Consider the following 19,438-nt stretch of genomic DNA (forward strand, 5'->3'; position numbering starts at 1 on the left):
CGTCGATTACAATGGCGGAATAGTTGCAAACATTCATCTCGAGACTTCTCGCCGCTGGAGCCAGCCGATGATCATCGTTCTCTCACCCGCCAAAACCTTCGATTTCCAGACGCCATTGACGCTTGACGAGCATTCCCAAGCGCAATTTCTGGAGCAGTCAGAAGTCCTGATCGCTCGCCTGCGTGAGCTGTCGCCGGCGGCGATCGCCAGTCTGATGAAGATCAGTGACAAGCTCGCAGCCCTGAATGCAAGCCGCTACGCCGAGTGGACGCAGCCGTTCACGCCGGACAATGCCAGGCAGGCAATCCGGGCCTTCGACGGCGATGTCTACGCGGGCTTTGACGCCGAGACGCTGTCGCTGGCCGACCTGCAGTTTGCGCAGCAGCATGTGCGTACGCTTTCCGGGCTCTACGGCGTTCTTCGTCCACTCGACCTGATCCAGCCCTATCGGCTGGAGATGGGCACGCGACTGTCCAATCCGGCCGGCAAGGACCTCTATGCCTTCTGGGATGAGCGCATCAGCGACGCTCTCAACGCAGCCCTGAGCGAAGCGGGTGCGTCGGTGCTGGTCAATCTTGCGTCGGAGGAGTACTTCAAGGCGGTCAAACCGGAAAAGCTGTCGATGCCCGTGCTGCGGCCAGTCTTCGAAGATTGGGGAAGCGGCAAGTTCCGCGTCGTCAGCTTCTACGCCAAACGCGCACGCGGGCTGATGGCACGCTTTGCGATCGTCAATCGCCTCACCAAGCCCGCCGGCTTGAAGGATTTCACGGTTGGCGGCTACGCCTTCGCCGCCGATGCCTCCAGCGACAGCGTTTGGGTTTTTCGGCGTGGCCAGTAGCCCAAGCGGGTGCTCGCCGACGCTGCAGCAGGCAAGCACGCCGTGACTAAGGGTCACGACTTTGATGATCTGAGGTATCTTCTCGACGTGTCATGACCATCAGTACTGCTGCCGCCGTAGCGCTGACAATCGCGCACGATGGCGCTGGACGACGGCGGCCGGCCAGCCTGAGCAACTCGCGGTCGCGGGTAATCAGCAGATCGGCGCGGCAGCGCAGCGCAAGAATCAGGAATTTCTGATCGTCGGCGTCACGGCAGCGTGGTAGCCGATAGGCCTCGACATCCTCGACTCCTTCGGGTTCGCAAAGCGTCACGAAGCGACGGTAGCGCGCGAGCAAGGCCTGTTGCGCCGCGCCATCGAGAGAAAACTGCGGGTAGGTGGTGACGCGTTCGAGTTCGTCCAGGCACTGCCGATCACTGAAGCACTGCAGCGAGCCGTCATCAATGGCAGCGCGCAGCAGCAGCGCTTCGGGATCGGCGAAGTGCAGGAGGTCGATGATTACGTTGGTGTCGAGGACCGCGCGCATGCCGTTAATGTGAAAGTCGCGTATGCGACTCACGAAACTCCCTTCTCCCCCTGCGGGAGAAGGGCCGGGGGTGAGACGGGGAATTCGGGGAGCATGCTCCCTGCCCGGCGAACGATTCCGGCGTGTAAGCCGGAATGCGCACTGCAAGTGAGAGGGGGGCGGTCATGACTTTCATGATCAGGGGTGTCTCGACACGTCGTTACCGTCAGCCGAAGCGCCCTGCGTGCTGCTCGCTGGCCGCCCCGGCCACGCCAACCGCGTGCGCGGCGATTGCCAGACACGCAGTCAAGCCCGGCGATTCGATGCCAAACAGGTTGACCAGCCCGGGGATGCCGTGTTGCGCCGCTCCCTGGATCAGAAAATCGCCTGCCGGCGCGCCGGGTCCGACGATTTTGGGACGAATTCCAGCATAGGCCGGCGTCAAGGCCTTGTCCGCCAAGCCTGGCCAGTAGCGGCGAATCTCGGCATAGAAAGCGTCGGCGCGGCGGGGGTCGACGCGGTAGTCGAGTTCGCCGATGGTCTGGCCTGGCGTCGGCTGCGGCAGCCACTCGACGTCCGGGCCGAAGCGTGCCTGGCCGCCGCGATCGAGCGTCAGGTGCACTCCCAGGCCGCCGGCCTCGGGCAGCGGATAAACCAACCGCGAGAACGGCGCGCGCCCGCTCAGCGCGTAGTAACTGCCCTTGGCGTGGAAGTTCGCCGGGATCAGCGCTTTTGGGAAGCCGGCCAGCGAAGCGGCCACCTGCGGCGCCCACAGGCCGGCGGCGTTGATCACCAGTCTGGCCTTGAAGCGCAGGCTGTCGGCGCCACCGCTCTCGAGCACCATGCCCGCCGCGTTCGCGTCAAGTGAACCGCGCTGCAGGGGACTGTGCAGCACCAGCGAAGCACCGGCGCCCTCGGCGTCGCCGAGCAGGGCCAGCATCAGGCCGTGGCTGTCGACGATGCCGGTGGAAGGTGAGAGCAGGGCCGCCGTACAGGCCAGATCAGGTTCGAGCGCGCGCGCCTCGGCGGCACCGAGACGCCGCAGGTCGTCAACGCCGTTGGCCTCGCCCTGCTGCTGCAGCGCTGCCAGCGGGCTCTCCTGGGCTGCCGAGGTGGCGGCGATCAGCTTGCCGCAACGTTGGTGGCTGATCGCGTGCGTCGCGCAGAACTCGTAGAGTAGCTTGCGCCCAGCCACGCACAGCCCTGCCTTCAGCGAACCGGTCGGGTAGTAGAGCCCGGCATGGATCACCTCGCTGTTGCGGGCGCTGGTCTCGGTGCCGAAAGCCCCGTGGCGTTCGAGAATCACCGTCTCGAATCCGCGTCGGGCGAGTTCGCGCGCGCAGGCCAGGCCGACGACGCCGGCACCGATCACCACCGCTTCGATGCTTTCCATGGGTCGCTCTCCCGCTATCGAGCGGGCATTGTAAGCGCTGGCTGTCGCGCTTGCTCAGGCAGATCGGCTGGCCAGCGAAACTGTCGCTGGCTTGGCTGGCAAGCGCACCTGGATGCAGGTGCCTTCGCCGTCCGCACCGCTGGCGACGGTGATCGAACCGCGGTGACCACCAACCGTCTCCCGCGCGATCGCCAAACCCAGCCCGCTACCGGTAGCCGGGGCGTCGGGCAAGCGATGAAAACGCTCGAATACGCGTTCGCGCTCGTGCTCGGGAATACCGGGGCCGTTGTCGGTGACGTCAATTTCGACGACGTCACCGACGCGTTCGCAGCGCAGGGTGACCTGTCCGCCGGCGGGCGTGTATTTGAGCGCGTTGTCGACCAGATTGGCGATCAGCTCGCGGAGCAGCGTCGGATCGCCGGCCAGCGTCGAAATATCGCGCTGCATGCCGAAGTCGATCTTCTTCTCGTCGGCGATGCGTAGCCAGTCGTCCAGCATCTCGTCGATCAGCTTTGCCAGATCAACCGACGATGCATTCGCCATCAGATAGTGCGCTCCCTCGGCGCGGGCCAGCGCCAGTAACTGATTGGCCAGGCGAGTGACGCGTTTCACCGACTGGCGCAGATTCGCGGCCACCGTCTGGTCGGTCTGCTGGCTGCGCAGCAGCTCGATCTGGACTTGCAGACCGGCGAGTGGTGTGCGCAACTGATGCGCGGCATCCTGCAGGAATTTCCGTTGCGCGGTGTGCGCGTCCTGCAGGCGCGTCAGGAGTGCATTCAGCGCTCGCACCAGCGCGTGGATTTCCAGTGGCACCTGGTTCAGATCAACCGGGGCGAGATCCTCGCCGGAACGCTCGGCAAGCTCGGACTGCAGGTGATGCAGCGATGCCAGGCCGGAGGTGATTCCGTAGCGCACGACGGCGGCGATGGCGGCGAGCACCAGAAACACCGCCAAACCGAAGCCGAGCAACAGATCGCGAATGGCCGCACGGCGCTTGCCCAGTGTTTCGGCGACGGTGACGTAGATGCCTTGGCCGTCGACAACCGGGTGGAAACGCACCCCGCGTATCGATTGATCACGGAACTGGGCGTCAAAGAACGAGATTCTCGACCCCGTGGCGGTGGCACCAGCGCTCGTCGAGGTCTCCACAAACGGTGTCGGCGAGCCGGCCGCAGTGTCGCTTTCGGAAGTCTCCGGCGGTGGCAGATCGGCGTCTCCGGCGATGATTCGGCCGAAGTCGTCGCGCACCCGGAAGTAGATGTCGTCTACCGTGTCGGTGTGCAGGAGCGCTTCTGCCTCAGGCGACAGGGCGATGGTGACCTCGCCATTTTCCACCCGGGCCCGGTTGGCGATGCCGTTCGCCAGGTTCGACAGGCTCTGGTCGTAGGCACTGCTGACCACTTTCTCGGCCGCTCGATAGCCGAATACTCCACCCGTCAGCAGGGCGGTGGCGATCGGCAGTACCAGCGCGCGCAGCAGACTGCGCCGGAGACTGGTACCAGCCCGCCTTGTGGTCGCGCCGATCTCGCTGCCTGCTTCTCCGGAATTGCTTGCAACTCCTGCCTTGCTCGCGCTAGTGGTTTGCATCGCGCCGCGTCTTGTTGGCCACACCGCCGGTGACTTCCAGACGGTAGCCGAAGCCGCGCACGGTGCGAATACTCAGGCCAGCTGCTTCCAGCCGGCGGCGCAGGCGGTAGACGTAGACTTCCAGGGCGTTGACACTGCCATCACCTTGCAGCCGTTCCTTTGGCACCGTGTGCCCGTCAGCCGCGGCAAGAGTGCTCAGCAGATCCCATTCACGGCTGGAAACGATCAATGGCTGTTCTGCCAGCGAGGCGAATCGCCCCTGCATGTCCATCAACAGCGGGCCAAACTCGATTCGCCGGGCAACGCTATTGGCACCACGACGCGTGGTCGCTCGCATGCGCGCGGTCAGTTCGGCGAGTTCGAAGGGTTTCGACAGGTAGTCGTCCGCACCGAGGTCCAGCCCGTAGATTCGATCGTCGAGGGCATCACGTGCGGTAATCATGATCACCGGCAGCGCTTGGCGGCGCTCCCGGATGCGGCGCACGATTTCGTAGCCGCTCAGTCCTGGCAGGCCAACATCGACGAGAACGATGTCGAAGTTCTTTTCCTGCAACAAGCGATCCGCTGCCATGCCATGGGCTTCAACGACAACACTGTCTCCTTGTCCGGCGAGGAAGGTGGCAATGCCATCAGAGAGCTCCGGATCATCTTCTATCAACAGGACAAGCATCAAGGACCTCAATGGGCAGGCGGGCAAAGACAAGGGTAAGGGAGCGCGGCCCTCCCCGGAAACATGCGTAGGGCATCGCGCTGGCAAGCGCCGCGTCAGCGATTGTACGCGGCGAACGCGGCGCGGACCATGTGCTGTTATGCGCACCAGCAGCGCCCCGCGCAAGTCGGCCAGGCGAAATCGATCAGAACACCAGCGGTCATTTTAAGGACCTGTTAAGAGTTTGCTAAGAATCGTGTAAGTAACTGTTAATAAACGAGAAAAATAACCTATGTAAGCCCGGCGTAAGTTCGGAGGCCTACCTTCGCCGCGGCAGTCAGCGTGAATGATTCGACAAACCGTTCCCCTCCGAGGAGGCAACATGAAAGACGACGACCTGGTTGTGCGTATCGCCGCCAACCCGAAGTACAAGAAACTGGTGAGCATGCGCTCGACCTACAGCATCGTCATGACCGTCCTGATCATGGCTATCTACTATGGATACATTCTGCTGATTGCCTTCGACAAGGAGTTTCTGGCAAGGAAGCTGGCCGATGGCATGGTCACTTCGATCGGTATTCCGATGGGCGTTGGGGTCATCGTTCTGACCATCGTCATCACCAATATCTACGTCCGCCGTGCCAACTCCGAGTTCGACGACCTGACCGCCGAAATCATCCATGAGGCCCATCAATGATGATTGCCAAAACCATACGCAACAGCCCGGTGATCCTGCTTGGCTTGCTGATCGCCGGTGTCGCCGTGGCTGCTGGCGGCGATCTCGGTACCACGGTAAAGCAGGAAACCAACTGGGTGGCGATCGCCATGTTTGGCGCCTTCGTGGTCATGACCCTGTTCATCACCAAGTGGGCGGCAAGCAAGACCAAAACGGCGGCTGACTTCTACACCGCCGGTGGTGGCATTACCGGCTTCCAGAACGGTCTGGCGATTGCCGGCGACTATATGTCTGCCGCGTCCTTCCTGGGAATTTCCGGCCTGGTATTTGCTAACGGTTTTGACGGCCTGATCTTCTCGATCGGCTGGCTGGTCGGCTGGCCGGTGATTACCTTCCTGATGGCTGAGCGACTGCGCAACCTCGGCAAGTTCACCTTCGCTGACGTCGCTGCCTACCGTTTCGCGCAGACGCCGATCCGCATCTTCGCGGCGTCCGGTTCTCTGGTCGTCGTCTGCTTCTACATGATCGCGCAGATGGTTGGTGCGGGCCAACTGATCAAGGTGCTCTTTGGTCTCGAGTACCAGTACGCAGTGATCATCGTCGGCGCGCTGATGATGTGCTATGTGTTGTTTGGCGGCATGACGGCAACCACCTGGGTGCAGATCATCAAGGCGATCATGCTGCTTTGCGGCGCAAGCTTCATGGCCCTGGCCGTGCTCTGGCAGTTCAGCTTCAATCCCGAGGCACTTTTCGCCAAGGCGGTTGAAATCCACACCAAACACGATGCCATCATGGGGCCTGGTGCGCTGATCAAGGATCCGATCTCGGCGATCTCGGTCGGCATGACGTTGATGTTCGGCACCGCCGGTCTGCCGCACATCCTGATGCGCTTCTTCACCGTTCCAAGCGCCAGAGAGGCACGCAAGTCGGTGGGCTGGGCAACCACCTGGATCGGCTACTTCTACATCCTCACCTTCATCATCGGCTTTGGCGCGGTCGTCCTGCTCACCCAGGATCCCGGTGCGTACTACGTCGATGGCGATCTGGCCAAGGGTTTGAAGGGCGGCGGCAACATGGCGGCCATCCACCTGGCCAACGCCGTCGGTGGCAATGTCTTCCTCGGCTTCATCTCCGCGGTCGCTTTCGCCACCATCTTGGCCGTGGTTGCCGGTCTCACGCTGTCCGGCGCCTCGGCGGTGTCGCACGATCTGTACGCGACGGTGTTCTGCAAGGGCAAGGCGGATTCGGCTGCCGAACTGCGCGTCTCGAAGATCACCACCATCTGCCTGGGCATCATCGCCGTGATTCTGGGTATCGCCTTCGAGAAGCAGAACGTCGCTTACATGGTGATGCTCGCTTTTGCCATCGCCTGCTCGGCCAACTTCCCCGTGCTGTTCATGTCGGTACTGTGGAAGGACTGCACGACCAAGGGGGCTGTTGCTGGTGGATTCGTCGGTCTGATTTCATCTGTTGGCCTAACCATCGTTTCGGCGTCGGTGTGGGAGGCTGTCCTGGGCAATCCGAAGGGCTCGGCGTTGTTCCCATACTCATCGCCGGGCCTCTTCTCGATGTCGGCGGCTTTCCTGACCATCTACCTGGTTTCCAAGATGGATACCAGCAAGCAAGCACAGCTCGAACGCTCGCTTTACCCCGCGCAGAAGGTTCGCTCGGAAACCGGCGTCGGTGCCGCAGGTGCGTCTGGTCACTGAACTGCAGTCAGGCGCTCGTTGAACGGCAAGACGGCCCGCGTTTCGCGGGCCGTCTTTTTCGTGAACCCGGCAGGCCGCGTGCCCGGTGAGTCAAGTTGGTGAGGCAGCGTGCTCAGGGTTGCCGCGTGCTGCCGCGCATGCGTCGCTGATCTACATTTTGCCCGCTGTGCGCTGAATCGCTACACTGGCGGGGTGCTGCAGTCTGGCGACGAATGTGGTATCAATGTCGGCCAACGCCTTGCCAAGCCGACCGACGAGAGAACGCGACCGCCACGACGCAATAACGAGAGAACGCATGACCATGACCCTCCCAGCCAACGCCAGCCACGAACAAGCCATCGCCGCAACGCGGCACTGGCTGGAACGGGCGGTGATCGGCCTCAATCTCTGTCCTTTCGCCAAGGGAGTGCACAGCAGGGGACAGGTGCGCTACGTGGTCAGCGATGCGACGGAGGACGAGAGCCTGCTCGCCGATCTGGAACGTGAGCTGCACGCCTTGGTGGCCGTGGCGCCGGATGAGATCGACACCACGCTGCTCATCCACCCGCGGGTGCTCAACGACTTTGAGGACTTCGTCGCTTTTCTCGATCTGGTCAATGTCGTGCTCCGAACGCAGCAACTCGAAGGCATCCTGCAGGTCGCCAGTTTTCACCCCGCCTACGCTTTCGCCGAGACCGACGCCGACGACATCACCAACTGCACCAATCGCGCACCATTCCCGACCCTGCATCTGCTGCGCGAAGCCAGCCTCGACCGCGCGGTCGCCGCTTTTCCCGACGCCGCCTTGATCTACGAGCGCAATATGGAGACCCTGCGCGAACTCGGCAGCGACGGCTGGCAGGCGCTTGGCGTCGGCGCGCCGGCGGGCGAAGGGAAGTAGGTCGCCGATGTCAGCGCCACGCATCGAACTGCGCGAGAGCGAAGTCGAGTTCATTGCCATCCGCGCCCAGGGCGCCGGCGGCCAGAACGTCAACAAGGTCTCGAATGCCATTCATCTGCGCTTCGATATCGCGGCCTCTTCGTTACCCGAGGAAATCAAGGAGCGCCTGCGGCAGCTGCGCGATCAGCGCATCAGCGCCGACGGGGTGGTGATCATCAAGGCGCAGGCGCACCGCAGCCTGGACCGCAACCGCCTCGACGCGCTCACCCGCTTGCGCGAACTGATCGCCCGCGCGGCGTTCATCCCGACGCCGCGGCGCCCGACCCGGCCGACGCGCGGCTCGCAGATCAGGCGCGTCGACAGCAAAGTGAAGCGCGGCGCGGTGAAGCTGCGGCGTGGGCGGGTCGACGAGCACTGATCGATCATCAGCATGGCCAAGAAGGGAGCCGCAATGTTCATTTGCCATTCAGCAGCGAGTGCCAGCGCATGACGCCCGCCGATGTCCTCGCTTTCTGGTTCGAAGAGACAAGGCCAGCGCAATGGTGGGCCAAATCCGCCGACTTTGACCGCCTGATCGAGGCGCGTTTCGGTATTCTTCTCGCCGCGGCCAGCCGTTGCGAGCTATGTGCCTGGCGCAGCAGCAGCGACGGCCGCCTGGCCGAGATCCTCGTCCTCGACCAGTTTCCACGCAACATCTTCCGCGATCGCCCGCAATCCTTCGCCACCGACGCGCTGGCGCTGGCCCTCGCCCAGGAAGCCGTCGCCGCCGGCGCCGACAACGCCATCGACCCGGCGCGCCGGGCCTTCCTCTACATGCCCTACATGCACAGTGAGTCGCCGCTGATTCACGCCCGGGCAGTCGAGCTCTTCGCTGCGCCGGGAATGGAGAACAATCTCGCCTTCGAACTGCGCCACCAGGCGATCATCGACCGCTTCGGCCGTTATCCGCACCGCAATGCCATCCTCGGGCGGCAGTCGACCGTGGACGAGATTGAGTTCCTGAAAACGCCGGGGTCGGGGTTTTAGGCAATTGCCGGAAAAGAACGTACCAGATTGCGCCGGTTTTTCGGTCGGCTTAAAGGCGCGACAACAGGCGCATAGTCGAACGATGTAACTGTTGTCGTAACACAGAAGACGGGCGAAAAGACAAGCAAGATGGTATGTTCTTTGACAGAAATCGCCTTAAGTGGGCGCGTTAGCGCTGGCCAAGGAAGGTAGCACTGCGCGTATCGGTTTTCGCATGCCGCTCTGCTGGCCCGAGAAATTACAAATCTATTTCAGCGCCTCGATGCCGGCACCAAAATTGATATGGAACACGGTGCCATCGAGTACCAGTGCCGGTACCGACTGGACGCCAGCGGCTTCGGCTTCCTGGACACGTGACTTGCTCTCGCCGAGGTGGACGACCTCGACGTCGTAGCGTGCGGGATCAAGTGCCTTGGCCAGGTTTTGTTCGGCAGCGACACAAACCGGGCAGCCGGCGTGATAAAAGGTGGCATTGGTTTTCATGATCGTTTACTCCTGAGTGGATCGGGGTTCGTGCCAGAAGCACACGATCATTGTAGGTAGGGATCTGGTACTCCAAAAGCAGGCACTTTTCGGTGCCCCGGTAACTTTCTGGTGTAAATCATTGGCCATGAACGAAATAAATAATTCATCTCGATCGGCGCCATCGCTCTACCGCCACCTGGAAGAAGTGGTGGGTTGCAAATGGTCGGTGTCCGTCCTGATGGCCATTGCCGAGGGTGTTTCACGGCCCGGTGGTCTGGAACGTCGCGTTGCAGGAATTTCGAAAAAAAATCCTTTCCGAGCGCCTGCGCAAGCTGACTTCATACGGCTTGCTGGACAAGCAGGTTTTTCCGGAAGTACCGCCGAGGACCGTCTATTCACTGACATCGAACGGCCACAAACTGATCACTATCATCGCTCAGATAAAATCCCTGGATGTTCAAATGGCCAGTGATCGATAGCGCGCGTTGCCGCTGGAATGGCGTGCGGGCTGCTGTGGCGCCCGCCGCGTTCCCGACGAGGCTTTCGCAGCAAGCCTGAGCGCTGCGATGCCCTTATACTTTGCGAGGGCCCGCAAGGAGCGCGCGCCGGCAAGCGAGGAGGGAAATAGACATGGCTTACCAGCAGAGTTTTGACGTTCATAGTCGTGGTCGCGGCAGCATCGAGATTACTGCCGAAGTGGCGCGGATCGTTCGCGCTGCGGGGATGCCGATCGGTCTGGCGAACATTTTTGTCCAGCACACCAGTTGCTCGGTGGTGTTGACCGAGAACGCCGATCCCTCGGTACGCCGCGATCTGGAAACGCTGGCGGCGCGCTGGGCGCCCGATGGCGACGCCGCCTACCATCATGACAGCGAGGGCGACGACGACATGGCGGCGCACGGGCGCAACATCCTGGCCGGCAGCTCGGTGAGTGTGCCGGTCGGGAGCGGTACGATGCTCCTCGGGACCTGGCAGGGGATCTACCTCTGGGAGCACCGCACGCTCGCGCACCGCCGTCGGGTGGTGGTCACGGTCGTCGGCTGATGGCTGCTACACTCGACCGTTTTATCGTCTGGCGACTGGAAGAGGGATAGCAATGAAAATCGGATTCATCGGCCTGGGTATCATGGGGCGCCCGATGGCGCTCAACTTGCTGGGCGCGGGGCATGAACTGACCGTCTGGGCGCGTCGTGCCGAGTCGATGCAGCCCCTGCTCGACGCCGGCGCCAGGGCGGCTGACAGTCCCGCCGGGGTGGCCGGCGCGGTCGATTTGCTGATCTCGATCGTCGCCGACGCCCCCGACGTCGAGCAGGTGATGCTTGGCGAACAAGGCGTGGCCAGCGCCGCTCGGGCTGGGCTGGTGGCGGTGGACATGAGCACCATCCGCCCGGCAGCGGCACGCGACATCGGCGCTCGCCTGCGCGAACAAGCTGTCGACTTCCTCGACGCGCCGGTTTCCGGCGGCGAAGTCGGGGCCATTGCCGGCAGCCTGTCGATCATGGTCGGCGGTAGTGTCGCCGCTTTCGAAACGGCACGACCGGCTTTCGAGTGCATGGGCAAGAACATCGTGCATGTCGGCGATGCGGGGGCCGGGCAAGTGGCCAAGGCGGCCAATCAGATCATTACCGGCGCGGGTGTGCTGACTGTCGCCGAAGCGCTCAATTTCGCGGCCAGGAGCGGGGTTGATCCGGCCAAGGTGCGTGAAGCCCTGCTCGGCGGCTTTGCCTATTCGAAGATCCTGGAGAACCATGGCCAGCGCATGCTCGACCGCAACTTCAAACCGGGCTTCAAGTCCTGGATGCATCAGAAGGACATGAACATCGTCATGCAGAGCGCGCACGAACTGGGCATGTGCCTGCCGGTGGCGGCGGCGACTGCGCAGATGTACAACGCGATGGTCGGTTCGGGGCTTGGCGAGGAGGATTCGGTCGCCATTCTCAAGCTTCTGGAGCGCCTGTCGGGCGGCGAAGACTGATGCACATCGGTTTCATTGGCCTCGGCGTGATGGGTCAAGCCATGGCGTTGAACCTCTTGCGTGGCGGCCATCAACTGGTGATCTGGGCACGCCGACCGGAGTCGCTGCAGCCGCTACTCGCCGCCGGTGCCGTCGCTTGTGCGACGCCGGCTGCCGTCGGCCAGCGTAGTGAAGTGGTCTTCACCATGCTCACGGCCGGTGCCGATGTCGAGCGTGTGGCGCTGGGGCTCGATGGCCTGGTCGACGGACTCGCCGCGGCTTCGCTGCTGGTCGACATGAGTACCATTGCGCCGGGCATGGCGCGCACGCTGGCCCAGCGCCTGGGCGAGCGTGCTATCGACATGCTCGACGCACCGGTATCCGGGGGTAGCCAGGCAGCCGTCGCTGCCAGCCTGGCAATCATGGTCGGCGGCAGGGCCGCGGTACTCGAGCGGGCGCGCCCGCTGCTGGCGCTGCTCGGCAAGACGATTGTCCATGTCGGCGACAACGGCGCCGGACAGGTCGCCAAGGCGTGCAATCAGATGATCATGGTCGGCGCGATTCAGGCGATTGCCGAGGCCTTGCACTTCAGTGCTGCGGCCGGTGCCGATCCGGCCAAGGTGCGCCAGGCGCTGGCGGGTGGTTCGGCCGGCAGCCGTGCGCTGGAAGCCATGGGCGGGCGAATGGTCGATCGCGAATTCGCCGCCGGCGTCGAAGCGCGGCTGCATCACAAGGACTACGGCATCCTGATGGACGAAGCGCATCGCCTCGGCGTGCCGCTGCCGCTGGCCGCACAGGTCTGGCAGCAACTCAATGCGCTGATGGCCATGGGCTGGGGGCGCTCCGACACCGCCTCGCTGCTGCGCGTTCTGGAAGCAAGCCGACGCGCTGCCGGATGAGACGATCTGGCCGTTGCCGGGCTGGCCTGGCTGGCAACGCTAGTCGACAGGGATGATCAGCTTGTCCCAGCCTGAGCCTTCTTCGTCGCTGTTGGCTTTCTTGCTGCGGGCAAGCGCTGCCAGGCGCGCTTCCATTGCGGCGATCGACTGATCGGTAAACGTGAGTTTGCGCCGGTCGCTACCGCAGCGGCGTTCAGGTGCACCTTGTGGGCGCTGCAGTTGCCCCTGGCGTCGGTCTGGCCCTCGTTGCGTGCGCATTTTTTACTCACCCCTTGAAAATCGCGACATGATCGCCGTAGTGAAGTGGTACGCCGAAGGCCGTCCGCCATACCCCGAGGGCCCGTGTCCACTTTTCGCAACCGCCATTGCCGCGATGCGCAAGGCGATTACCGATAGTGTAATTGCGTTCATGTCGCTTAGCCTTCAGCATTATCCAGAAAACACCGCGTGAATACCAATGCGGTAAGCTTATGGCACGGATTTGTGGCTTATGACCTCCCTCTCCAGCGCCAGCCGCCTGGCTCGTCCTGCGGGCGACGGATCACACGCAGCATCGCACCGTGGCGTGGCAGTATTGGCGTGGCTCAGCTCCTACCCGCTGGCGCAGACTGGGCTGCCGCCGCTGTCTGTGCTCGCCCTTCGTCGTGAACCAGGCGCAAGCCGGCCGGCAAGGACTCGCCAAAAGCACGGCGTTCGTCGGCTTTGTCGAGTTCGACGACGTTACTGATCTGCTCGATCCAGTGACCATTGGCATTGATCGCACTCAGCCGCGCCACGACGCCCTCGCGGATGCTGTCGGGCAGGTCGCGTGAGCGATCGCCGGTCAGGCGGGCGAGTTGAGTGGCCGCGAAGGCGGCCGGCTCGACCTTTTTCCAGTCTACGGCCAGCAGGCCTTCGAGCCAGCGACAGGCGTCTTCGACCGCTACCACCTGGTGGGCACTGCCGTAGAGCGGTTGGCGCGCGCCGAGGCGGCCGAGGGCCCACCAGCCGAGTGGCTTCTCTGACCCACTGGCCAGGCTGTCGAGCAGCCAGTCACCAACTTCGATCTTGCGTTCGACCGGCAATCTTTCGAGCGAAGCGACCAGGCGCAGCATGTCGTCGTGGCTACCGCTGATCGGCGCCGGCTGGCGCTTGCGGGCTTTGACGGTCTCGGTTTGTAGCGCAGGCAGGAGTTCGGCGAGCAGAAGCTCTTGCGTCTCCGCCGCCAGGCCCCCGGCGGCACGCCGCCACAGCGTCCACCACTCGGACCAGTTCTGGCTCTCATTCACATACTGGATGCCTTGCGACAGCAGCGCAGTCAATTGCTCGATCCGCCAGTCGTCGATAGCGTCGCCAAGGCCCGGGCGCAGGCAGTAGCCAGCAAGGTTGAGCCACAGACGCTCGTGTTCCGGCGAGCGCCGCCGGCGGCGGGCGCGTTGCAGCAGGGCGTCGAAAAGGGCGCGCAGCAGCGGCATCTCCCAGTCGTCGCGCTTGCCGAGCAGATGTTCGAGCTGGCCGCGCAGGCGGCGCACTTCCTTGTTGTCGACGGCCTGCGAACGGCCGCCGAAAATATGTTCGATGGACTTCACCGCATCGGCGAAGCGCGGTGGCAGGGCTTCGGACGAGGCCGTCGTCGCTTCGCCGTCGCTGCGTAACTGGAATTCGAGCAGCCAGCGACGAGCCGGGTTGTCGATGCTGACGCAGTGCAGTTCCAGGCTGCCGACTTCGGTGATCCCGGTGATCAGCTCCACACGCACTTCGCGCTGCGTGCTGCCGGCCTGTGGCTGCACGACGGTGGCAATCGGCGGCAGGCGGATGAAATCTTCATCGTCGAGGGAGGCGATTTGACCCGGCTGATAGCGCGTGTCGGCCACCGACGAGGCGAGATAGAAGCGCACCGGCTGACCCAGGCGCAGGCTGAAGGTACGTTCCGGCAGGCGGATTTCGTGCCCTTCCTCGCTGCCGCGCGGCAGGATGCAGATGCCGCGTCGCTGCTTGCTGCCTTCTTCGAGGACCAGGAAGTAGCTGCGCGCCGAGCCGCCGCCGATGCGTCGCCCGTGCCCTTGGCGGACCAGCGCGTAGGCGACTGCGCCGCGGGCCACGGCAATGTCCGGGTTGTCGTTGTGCAGCAGGCGCAGCGGCGTGCCGCGCCAGTCGGCGAGAGTGGCTTGCAGGCGCTCGCTCAGCGCCTCGGCACGAAAGACGCCGCCGTTGAAGAGCACGGTATCGGGTACCGGCAGGCGCGGTTCGGCCGGCGGCTGTTCGTCGCCCGCTTGCTGTACTGTTTGTTGGGCTTGCGGTTCTTGCGCTGCAAGCGGCTCTTCTGGCTCGGCGAGGGCGCGCTGCGCCGCCTCTTTGTGGCGCCTGAGAAAAGCGGCGACATGGCGGGTGATCGCCGCATCGGCGGGGTAGGGCAGTCCGAATTCGACCAGCCCGGCGCGCCGCTGCAGTATCGGTTGATCGACGGCGACGCGCGGCATGAAGCCGTCGACGATCATGTTCAGCACTTCGTCGCGCTGCAACTCGATGCTGCGAGCGCCGCCGATCAGCTTGGCGCCGCCGCCGAGCAGGGTCAGCAAGACCGATTCGGGTGCGCCATGCGCCAGCAATTGTTCCTTGGCTGCCCGGCAGCGCGCCGTCAGCTGCGAAAAACGCGCCGCCGACAGCTTCTTGCCGCCACTCTCCGGCAGGCGTGACTCGACCAGGTGGGCCAGCGCCAGATCCATATTGTCGCCACCGAGCATCAGGTGGTTGCCGACACCGACGCGTGTCAGCTCCGGCTCACCGTCCTTGAACGCTACCTGAATCAGGGTCAGGTCAGTGGTGCCGCCACCGATGTCACAGACCATCAGCAGCCGCGTTTCGGCGAGCTCCGTGTCGAGGCTTTCCTGATGACGGAACAGCCAGTCATAAAACGCTGCTTGCGGTTCCTCGAGCAGACGCAGCCTGGGCAGGCCGGCTTGCCGCGCGGCTTCGACGGTCAGCGCCCGCGCCCCTTCGTCGAAGGAAGCGGGAACGGTCAGGATCACCTGTTGCTGTTCGAGGGGTGCCTGCGGGAAGCGGTGCCCCCAGGCGGCGCGAACGTGCGCCAGATAACTGGCGCTGGCGGCGACCGGCGAAACCTTGGCGACAGCGGCGTCCGCACCCCAGGGCAGGATGGCTGCCATGCGGTCGACCGAGGCGTGCGACAACCAGCTCTTGGCGCTGGCGACCAGGCGACCGGGAACCTGCGCGCCGAGTTCGAGGGCGAAGCGGCCGGTGAGGGCGAGTTGAGCGCCTTCGCCAAGGTCGCCACCGTCGCCATCATCGGCACTTTCGCCGTCGCCAACGCTGTCGCCGACTTTCCCGCCACCCGCCTCGGCCGGCCATGGCAATTGCAGATCGCCAGGTCTGAGCTCGCCGGCCGCCGGATGAAAGCGCACCGAAGGCAGTAGCGGCCGGGCGGCGACTTCGCCGGCGCCGACCAGTTGCTCGATCTCGAAAAGCTCGACCTGCTGCCCTCCGGGCGCGGCATAGGCGACGACGGTATTGCTGGTTCCGAGATCGATACCGACGATGTATTGCTGCTTCACGGCCCTCAGTCCGTCGCGTTGGCGACATCGCCGGCACTACTGCCAGCGTCGCGCGCGTCAAACTCGACTTTCCAGCGCTCCGGGCCATCGTGCGGCAGTGCTTCGAGTTCGAGCGTGCCGGCCTCGGTAACGCGCGCGTGCAGCTTGACGCGGACCACTTCGCCGTCGGCGCGACCTGCGGCGGGCAGCGTCGTCTGGATCTCGGCGAGTTCCTGCAGTTCATCGGGTTCCCAGTCGGCGAGCAAGGTGCCGACCTGATCCTGGCGGCGAACCGACGAGCCGAAGAAGCGGAAGCGTACCGCTTCGCCGACGACCAGCCCGAACTCCTGCTCCGGAAGCGCGGCGTCGCTGCCTTCCTCCATGCCGAACGGCGCCAGGCACAGCGCCTGCACCGGTGGTTGCATGCCGGGTACTGCCGGCATCACCGATTCGATGGCCACATAGTAGGAACGCGCCGTGCCGCCACGGATGCGCACCCCCTGGCCGCGGCGCACGTAGCCGTAGTAGGCACCGCCACGGGCGACGGCCAGATCGAGGTCGGCGCCTTCGAGCGGACGGGCCGGTGGCGCGCCTTCCGCAGCGAGCCAGGAGTTGATCGTCGCCAGGGTGCGCTCGGCGAGCAGCTCCGACTTGAAGACGCCACCATTGAACAGCACCGCCGTCGGATGCAGGAAAGTCGCGCCATCCGGCAAGGTACCGGTGAAGCCTTCGAGATCGGCCGTCGCGGCGACCTGGCGAGCCAGGAAAGCGGCCAGGTGACGGGTGATCGCCGCGTCGTGGGCATAGGGCAGGCCGAGCTGTGTCAGACCGGCGCGACCGCGTACCTGCGGACGGTCGCCGATGGCGGCGTCGGGGAAGAAGCCTTCCAGCAGGGTGGCAGTCAGTTCGGCGCGCGTCAGTTCGCTGCGCAGCGAGCCGCCGATCAACTTGGCGCCGCGGCTGGCGATGATCAGCGGCACTTCGCTGAGCGAGGCGTCGTTGAGCAGTGCTTCCTTGGCCGAGCGGCAGGAATGGGTCAGCGCTCGCAGCTGCCAGGCGTCGGTCTTGATGCCCTGGGCGCCGAGCTTGCTGGCGACGGCGAAGGCCAGGGCCAGATCCATGTTGTCGCCACCGAGCAGGATGTGCTCGCCGACCGCGACCCGGTGCAGCTCGAGGACGCCATCGCGTTCGAGAACGGCGATTAGCGAGAAGTCGCTGGTACCGCCGCCGACGTCGGCGACGAGGATGATCTCGCCCGGCCGGACCTGCTTGCGCCAGCTGCCGGCGCTTTTCTGAATCCAGCTGTACAACGCCGCCTGCGGCTCTTCGAGCAGGATCATGTGTTTGCAGCCGGCCGCCTTGGCTGCTTCGGCACTCAATTCGCGTGCCGCCGGATCGAAGGAAGCCGGGATGGTGACGACGATTTCCTGCTCGGCGAAAGGCGCCTCGGGGTGGGCGTCGTCCCAGGCGGCGCGCAAGTGGCTGAGGTAGCGCAGCGAGGCTTCGAGTGGCGACAGGCGTGCCACTTCCGGCGGTGCGTCGTGCGGCAGGATGTCGGCGCGCCGGTCGACGCCGGCGTGGCAGAGCCAGCTCTTGGCACTCGACACCAGCCGTATCGGCGTCGCCGCACCGCGGCTGCGCGCCATTTCACCGACGGCATAGTCCTGCTCGGCGGTCCACGGCAGGCCGAGGTCACCGGGCGCCAGTTCGCTGGCATGCGGCAGGTAGATGAAAGACGGCAGCAGTCCCGGCGACTCGACCGAACCGGGGGCCGTCAGTTGTGGGATCGGCAGTACGTCCTGCGCGACGTTCTCGCCGTCGCTGTTGGCGATGTCGACGTAGGACAGGGCGCAATGGGTGGTACCGAGATCGATACCAATGGAGAATTTTGCTTCGCTCATAGTTCAACCTCCGCCGGCGCGACGATATGTAGATCGTGGCTGCCGGAAAGTTTGGGCAGGCGGGTTTCGACAACCCGCCAGCCGCGGTGGGTGATGTGGCCGTTGAAGGGCGGCTCGCCGACGACATTGCCGGTGATGCGAATCGCCGCAGCGTCGAAGCCTTCCGGCAGGGTAATCGCGCTGCCTTCGTCTTCCTCGCGCACCGGGTCGATGCTGAAATTGTCGACCAGCACTTTGCGACAGCCTTCATGGACCAGGCGGGCGGCCGCGCCGACATCGGCGTCGGGATAGGCGGCGACATCCTCCTGGATGAAATCGATGAAACGGGCCTCGCGCTGCAAGAGGCCGAGAAGTTGCAGGGCGCCGTCGGGCGCCGCTTCCTTGAGTGCCGGCGCCGCGGGCTTCGCCGCGGCGGTCGCCGCTGCCGTGCCGTTGGCTTTCTTGCGTTGGCGCTCGGCCAGCCGCAGCGCCTGGACGCCGCCAGCGAACTCGCTATTGCCAATAATCTTGAAGAAGCAGGCGATGGCAATGCCGATTCTGCTGAAAAAGTGTGGATTCTTTGGCTTCATGGATGGGTCCTGGTATTTGCCGCCGCAGCGGCTCGGTGACAGGCTTCAAGACCCGGCCGCGCAGCGCCAGGGCTGGCTGCTGCTTCGCGCCGGGTGTTGAGAAAGTGCGTAAAGAGGGACAAGGAATGGCAGGGCATTTCTTCTGGCTTGCGCATGGTAGCCATGGTCGCAGGGGTACGCAACGTCGGGCAGGAAGTCTGCCCAGGCGCCTGGCGCTGGACATTGTCCATCAGGCGGCTATGTTGCGGTGCAATATAAACCATTTTGGCGATTTCGGGTAGATGCCGCCGAGGCTGCGTCATTCGGCAAGCCGCTGTCGCTTGCCGCCTTCTGCGCCTTCCTGAAAGTGCGCGGGCACTGGTGCTGGCCGTCGACGACATCGAACAGTCGCTGAAGGTTGTCGACCTGGTGGGCGATCATTTCCCGACACTGGAAATCGTCGCGCGGGCGCGCGACGTGATCCACTGGAAGCAGTTGCGTGAGCATCGGGTGATGCGGGTCGAGCGCGAGCGACAGAAGGAGCCACCGGTGGATCGCTGAACGGGCGAACTTTTAAGGTGAAAGTCGCGCAAGCGACTCACGAAACTCCCTTCTCCTTGCGGGAGAAGGGGCAGGGGGAAGAGGGAAACGGGTCATGACTTTCATGATTTGGGGTGTCTCCACGTGTCATGACCGTTAATGTGAAAGTCGCGTATGCGACTCACGAAACTCCCTTCTCCCCTTGCGGGAGAAGGGCCGGGGGTGAGACGGGGAATTCCGGGCGCATGCGCCCAGCCCGTCGAACGATTCCGGCGTGCAAGCCGGAATGCGCACTGCAAGTGAGAGGGGGCGTCCTGACTTTCATGATCAGGGGTGTC

At 64.1% G+C, this 19,438-nt stretch carries 19 protein-coding genes and 1 pseudogene; 11 read left to right on the forward strand and 9 right to left on the reverse strand.

Annotated features, from left to right (window positions below; translation table 11 throughout):
- Positions 1–67 precede the first annotated feature (67 nt).
- On the forward strand, positions 68–838 hold the full coding sequence (gene yaaA / locus E4Q23_RS08165) for a peroxide stress protein YaaA (protein ID WP_169066178.1): 771 nt from the start codon (positions 68–70) through the stop codon (positions 836–838).
- A 46-nt stretch (positions 839–884) separates the two neighbouring features.
- Here the strand turns inward: yaaA and E4Q23_RS08170 are convergent, their stop codons facing one another.
- The 4 genes from E4Q23_RS08170 to E4Q23_RS08185 all read right to left on the reverse strand — a co-directional run bounded on the left by E4Q23_RS08170 (position 885) and on the right by E4Q23_RS08185 (position 4,993).
- On the reverse strand, positions 885–1,397 hold the full coding sequence (locus tag E4Q23_RS08170) for a putative toxin-antitoxin system toxin component, PIN family (protein ID WP_291996035.1): 513 nt from the start codon (positions 1,395–1,397) through the stop codon (positions 885–887).
- 172 nt (positions 1,398–1,569) lie between these two features.
- Positions 1,570–2,736: an NAD(P)/FAD-dependent oxidoreductase gene (locus E4Q23_RS08175; protein ID WP_169066179.1), complete on the reverse strand. Its 1,167-nt coding sequence runs from the start codon at positions 2,734–2,736 to the stop codon at positions 1,570–1,572.
- 54 nt (positions 2,737–2,790) lie between these two features.
- Positions 2,791–4,323, reverse strand: a complete 1,533-nt coding sequence (locus E4Q23_RS08180; RefSeq protein ID WP_169066180.1) for a sensor histidine kinase — start codon at positions 4,321–4,323, stop codon at positions 2,791–2,793.
- Positions 4,310–4,993, reverse strand: a complete 684-nt coding sequence (locus E4Q23_RS08185; RefSeq protein ID WP_169066181.1) for a response regulator — start codon at positions 4,991–4,993, stop codon at positions 4,310–4,312. The genes E4Q23_RS08180 and E4Q23_RS08185 overlap by 14 nt, the downstream gene beginning before the upstream one ends.
- Positions 4,994–5,354: 361 nt before the next feature.
- On the opposite strand from E4Q23_RS08185, the gene E4Q23_RS08190 reads away from it, so the two are divergent.
- From E4Q23_RS08190 to E4Q23_RS08210, 5 genes are all read left to right on the forward strand, one after another.
- Positions 5,355–5,669, forward strand: coding sequence for a DUF485 domain-containing protein (locus E4Q23_RS08190; RefSeq protein ID WP_169066182.1), 315 nt, complete (start codon positions 5,355–5,357; stop codon positions 5,667–5,669).
- The gene (locus E4Q23_RS08195; protein ID WP_169066198.1) at positions 5,669–7,357 is read left to right on the forward strand and encodes a cation acetate symporter; all 1,689 of its coding nucleotides are present in this window, start codon (positions 5,669–5,671) and stop codon (positions 7,355–7,357) included. Before E4Q23_RS08190 ends, E4Q23_RS08195 begins: the two co-directional genes overlap by 1 nt.
- 295 nt (positions 7,358–7,652) lie before the next feature.
- Positions 7,653–8,237: a DUF1415 domain-containing protein gene (locus E4Q23_RS08200; RefSeq protein WP_169066183.1), complete on the forward strand. Its 585-nt coding sequence runs from the start codon at positions 7,653–7,655 to the stop codon at positions 8,235–8,237.
- A gap of 7 nt (positions 8,238–8,244) precedes the next feature.
- Entirely contained in the window at positions 8,245–8,655 is a 411-nt protein-coding gene (gene arfB / locus E4Q23_RS08205) for an alternative ribosome rescue aminoacyl-tRNA hydrolase ArfB (protein WP_169066184.1), read from the forward strand.
- Positions 8,656–8,723: 68 nt separating this feature from the next.
- Entirely contained in the window at positions 8,724–9,263 is a 540-nt protein-coding gene (locus E4Q23_RS08210) for a DUF924 family protein (protein ID WP_169066185.1), read from the forward strand.
- A 246-nt stretch (positions 9,264–9,509) separates the two neighbouring features.
- Here E4Q23_RS08210 and E4Q23_RS08215 read toward each other — a convergent pair whose 3' ends face one another.
- Positions 9,510–9,746: a thioredoxin family protein gene (locus tag E4Q23_RS08215; RefSeq protein WP_169066186.1), complete on the reverse strand. Its 237-nt coding sequence runs from the start codon at positions 9,744–9,746 to the stop codon at positions 9,510–9,512.
- A gap of 127 nt (positions 9,747–9,873) precedes the next feature.
- On the opposite strand from E4Q23_RS08215, the pseudogene E4Q23_RS08220 reads away from it, so the two are divergent.
- The 4 genes and pseudogenes from E4Q23_RS08220 (at position 9,874) to E4Q23_RS08235 (ending at position 12,581) form a co-directional block, all read left to right on the forward strand.
- A pseudogene (locus E4Q23_RS08220) lies at positions 9,874–10,207 on the forward strand (winged helix-turn-helix transcriptional regulator).
- A gap of 151 nt (positions 10,208–10,358) precedes the next feature.
- A complete protein-coding gene (locus tag E4Q23_RS08225) occupies positions 10,359–10,772 on the forward strand; it encodes a secondary thiamine-phosphate synthase enzyme YjbQ (RefSeq protein ID WP_169066187.1) in 414 nt (137 codons plus the stop codon).
- Positions 10,773–10,824: 52 nt separating this feature from the next.
- Positions 10,825–11,703, forward strand: a complete 879-nt coding sequence (locus E4Q23_RS08230) for an NAD(P)-dependent oxidoreductase (protein WP_169066188.1) — start codon at positions 10,825–10,827, stop codon at positions 11,701–11,703.
- On the forward strand, positions 11,703–12,581 hold the full coding sequence (locus tag E4Q23_RS08235; protein ID WP_169066189.1) for an NAD(P)-dependent oxidoreductase: 879 nt from the start codon (positions 11,703–11,705) through the stop codon (positions 12,579–12,581). Before E4Q23_RS08230 ends, E4Q23_RS08235 begins: the two co-directional genes overlap by 1 nt.
- 39 nt (positions 12,582–12,620) lie before the next feature.
- On the opposite strand, the gene E4Q23_RS08240 is transcribed toward E4Q23_RS08235, so the two are convergent.
- The 4 genes from E4Q23_RS08240 to E4Q23_RS08255 all read right to left on the reverse strand — a co-directional run bounded on the left by E4Q23_RS08240 (position 12,621) and on the right by E4Q23_RS08255 (position 18,581).
- Complete coding sequence (locus E4Q23_RS08240; protein ID WP_169066190.1) at positions 12,621–12,839, reverse strand: hypothetical protein; 219 nt, start codon at positions 12,837–12,839, stop codon at positions 12,621–12,623.
- Between the two features lie 326 nt (positions 12,840–13,165).
- Positions 13,166–16,132 (reverse strand): Hsp70 family protein, encoded by a 2,967-nt coding sequence (locus tag E4Q23_RS08245; RefSeq protein WP_169066191.1) that lies wholly within the window; start codon positions 16,130–16,132, stop codon positions 13,166–13,168.
- Positions 16,133–16,137: 5 nt separating this feature from the next.
- Positions 16,138–18,012 carry an Hsp70 family protein gene (locus tag E4Q23_RS08250; RefSeq protein WP_169066192.1) on the reverse strand — a complete coding sequence of 625 codons (1,875 nt, stop codon included), beginning with the start codon at positions 18,010–18,012 and terminating at the stop codon, positions 16,138–16,140.
- On the reverse strand, positions 18,009–18,581 hold the full coding sequence (locus E4Q23_RS08255; RefSeq protein ID WP_169066193.1) for a DUF2760 domain-containing protein: 573 nt from the start codon (positions 18,579–18,581) through the stop codon (positions 18,009–18,011). The genes E4Q23_RS08250 and E4Q23_RS08255 overlap by 4 nt, the downstream gene beginning before the upstream one ends.
- Positions 18,582–18,941: 360 nt before the next feature.
- Between E4Q23_RS08255 and E4Q23_RS08260 the strand changes: the two genes are divergently transcribed.
- Positions 18,942–19,121, forward strand: coding sequence for a hypothetical protein (locus E4Q23_RS08260; RefSeq protein WP_169066169.1), 180 nt, complete (start codon positions 18,942–18,944; stop codon positions 19,119–19,121).
- The last annotated feature ends 317 nt before the right edge of the window (positions 19,122–19,438 follow it).

The sequence above is a fragment of the Candidatus Accumulibacter phosphatis genome (assembly GCF_012939955.1).
In the GTDB taxonomy this organism is placed as follows: domain Bacteria; phylum Pseudomonadota; class Gammaproteobacteria; order Burkholderiales; family Rhodocyclaceae; genus Accumulibacter; species Accumulibacter delftensis.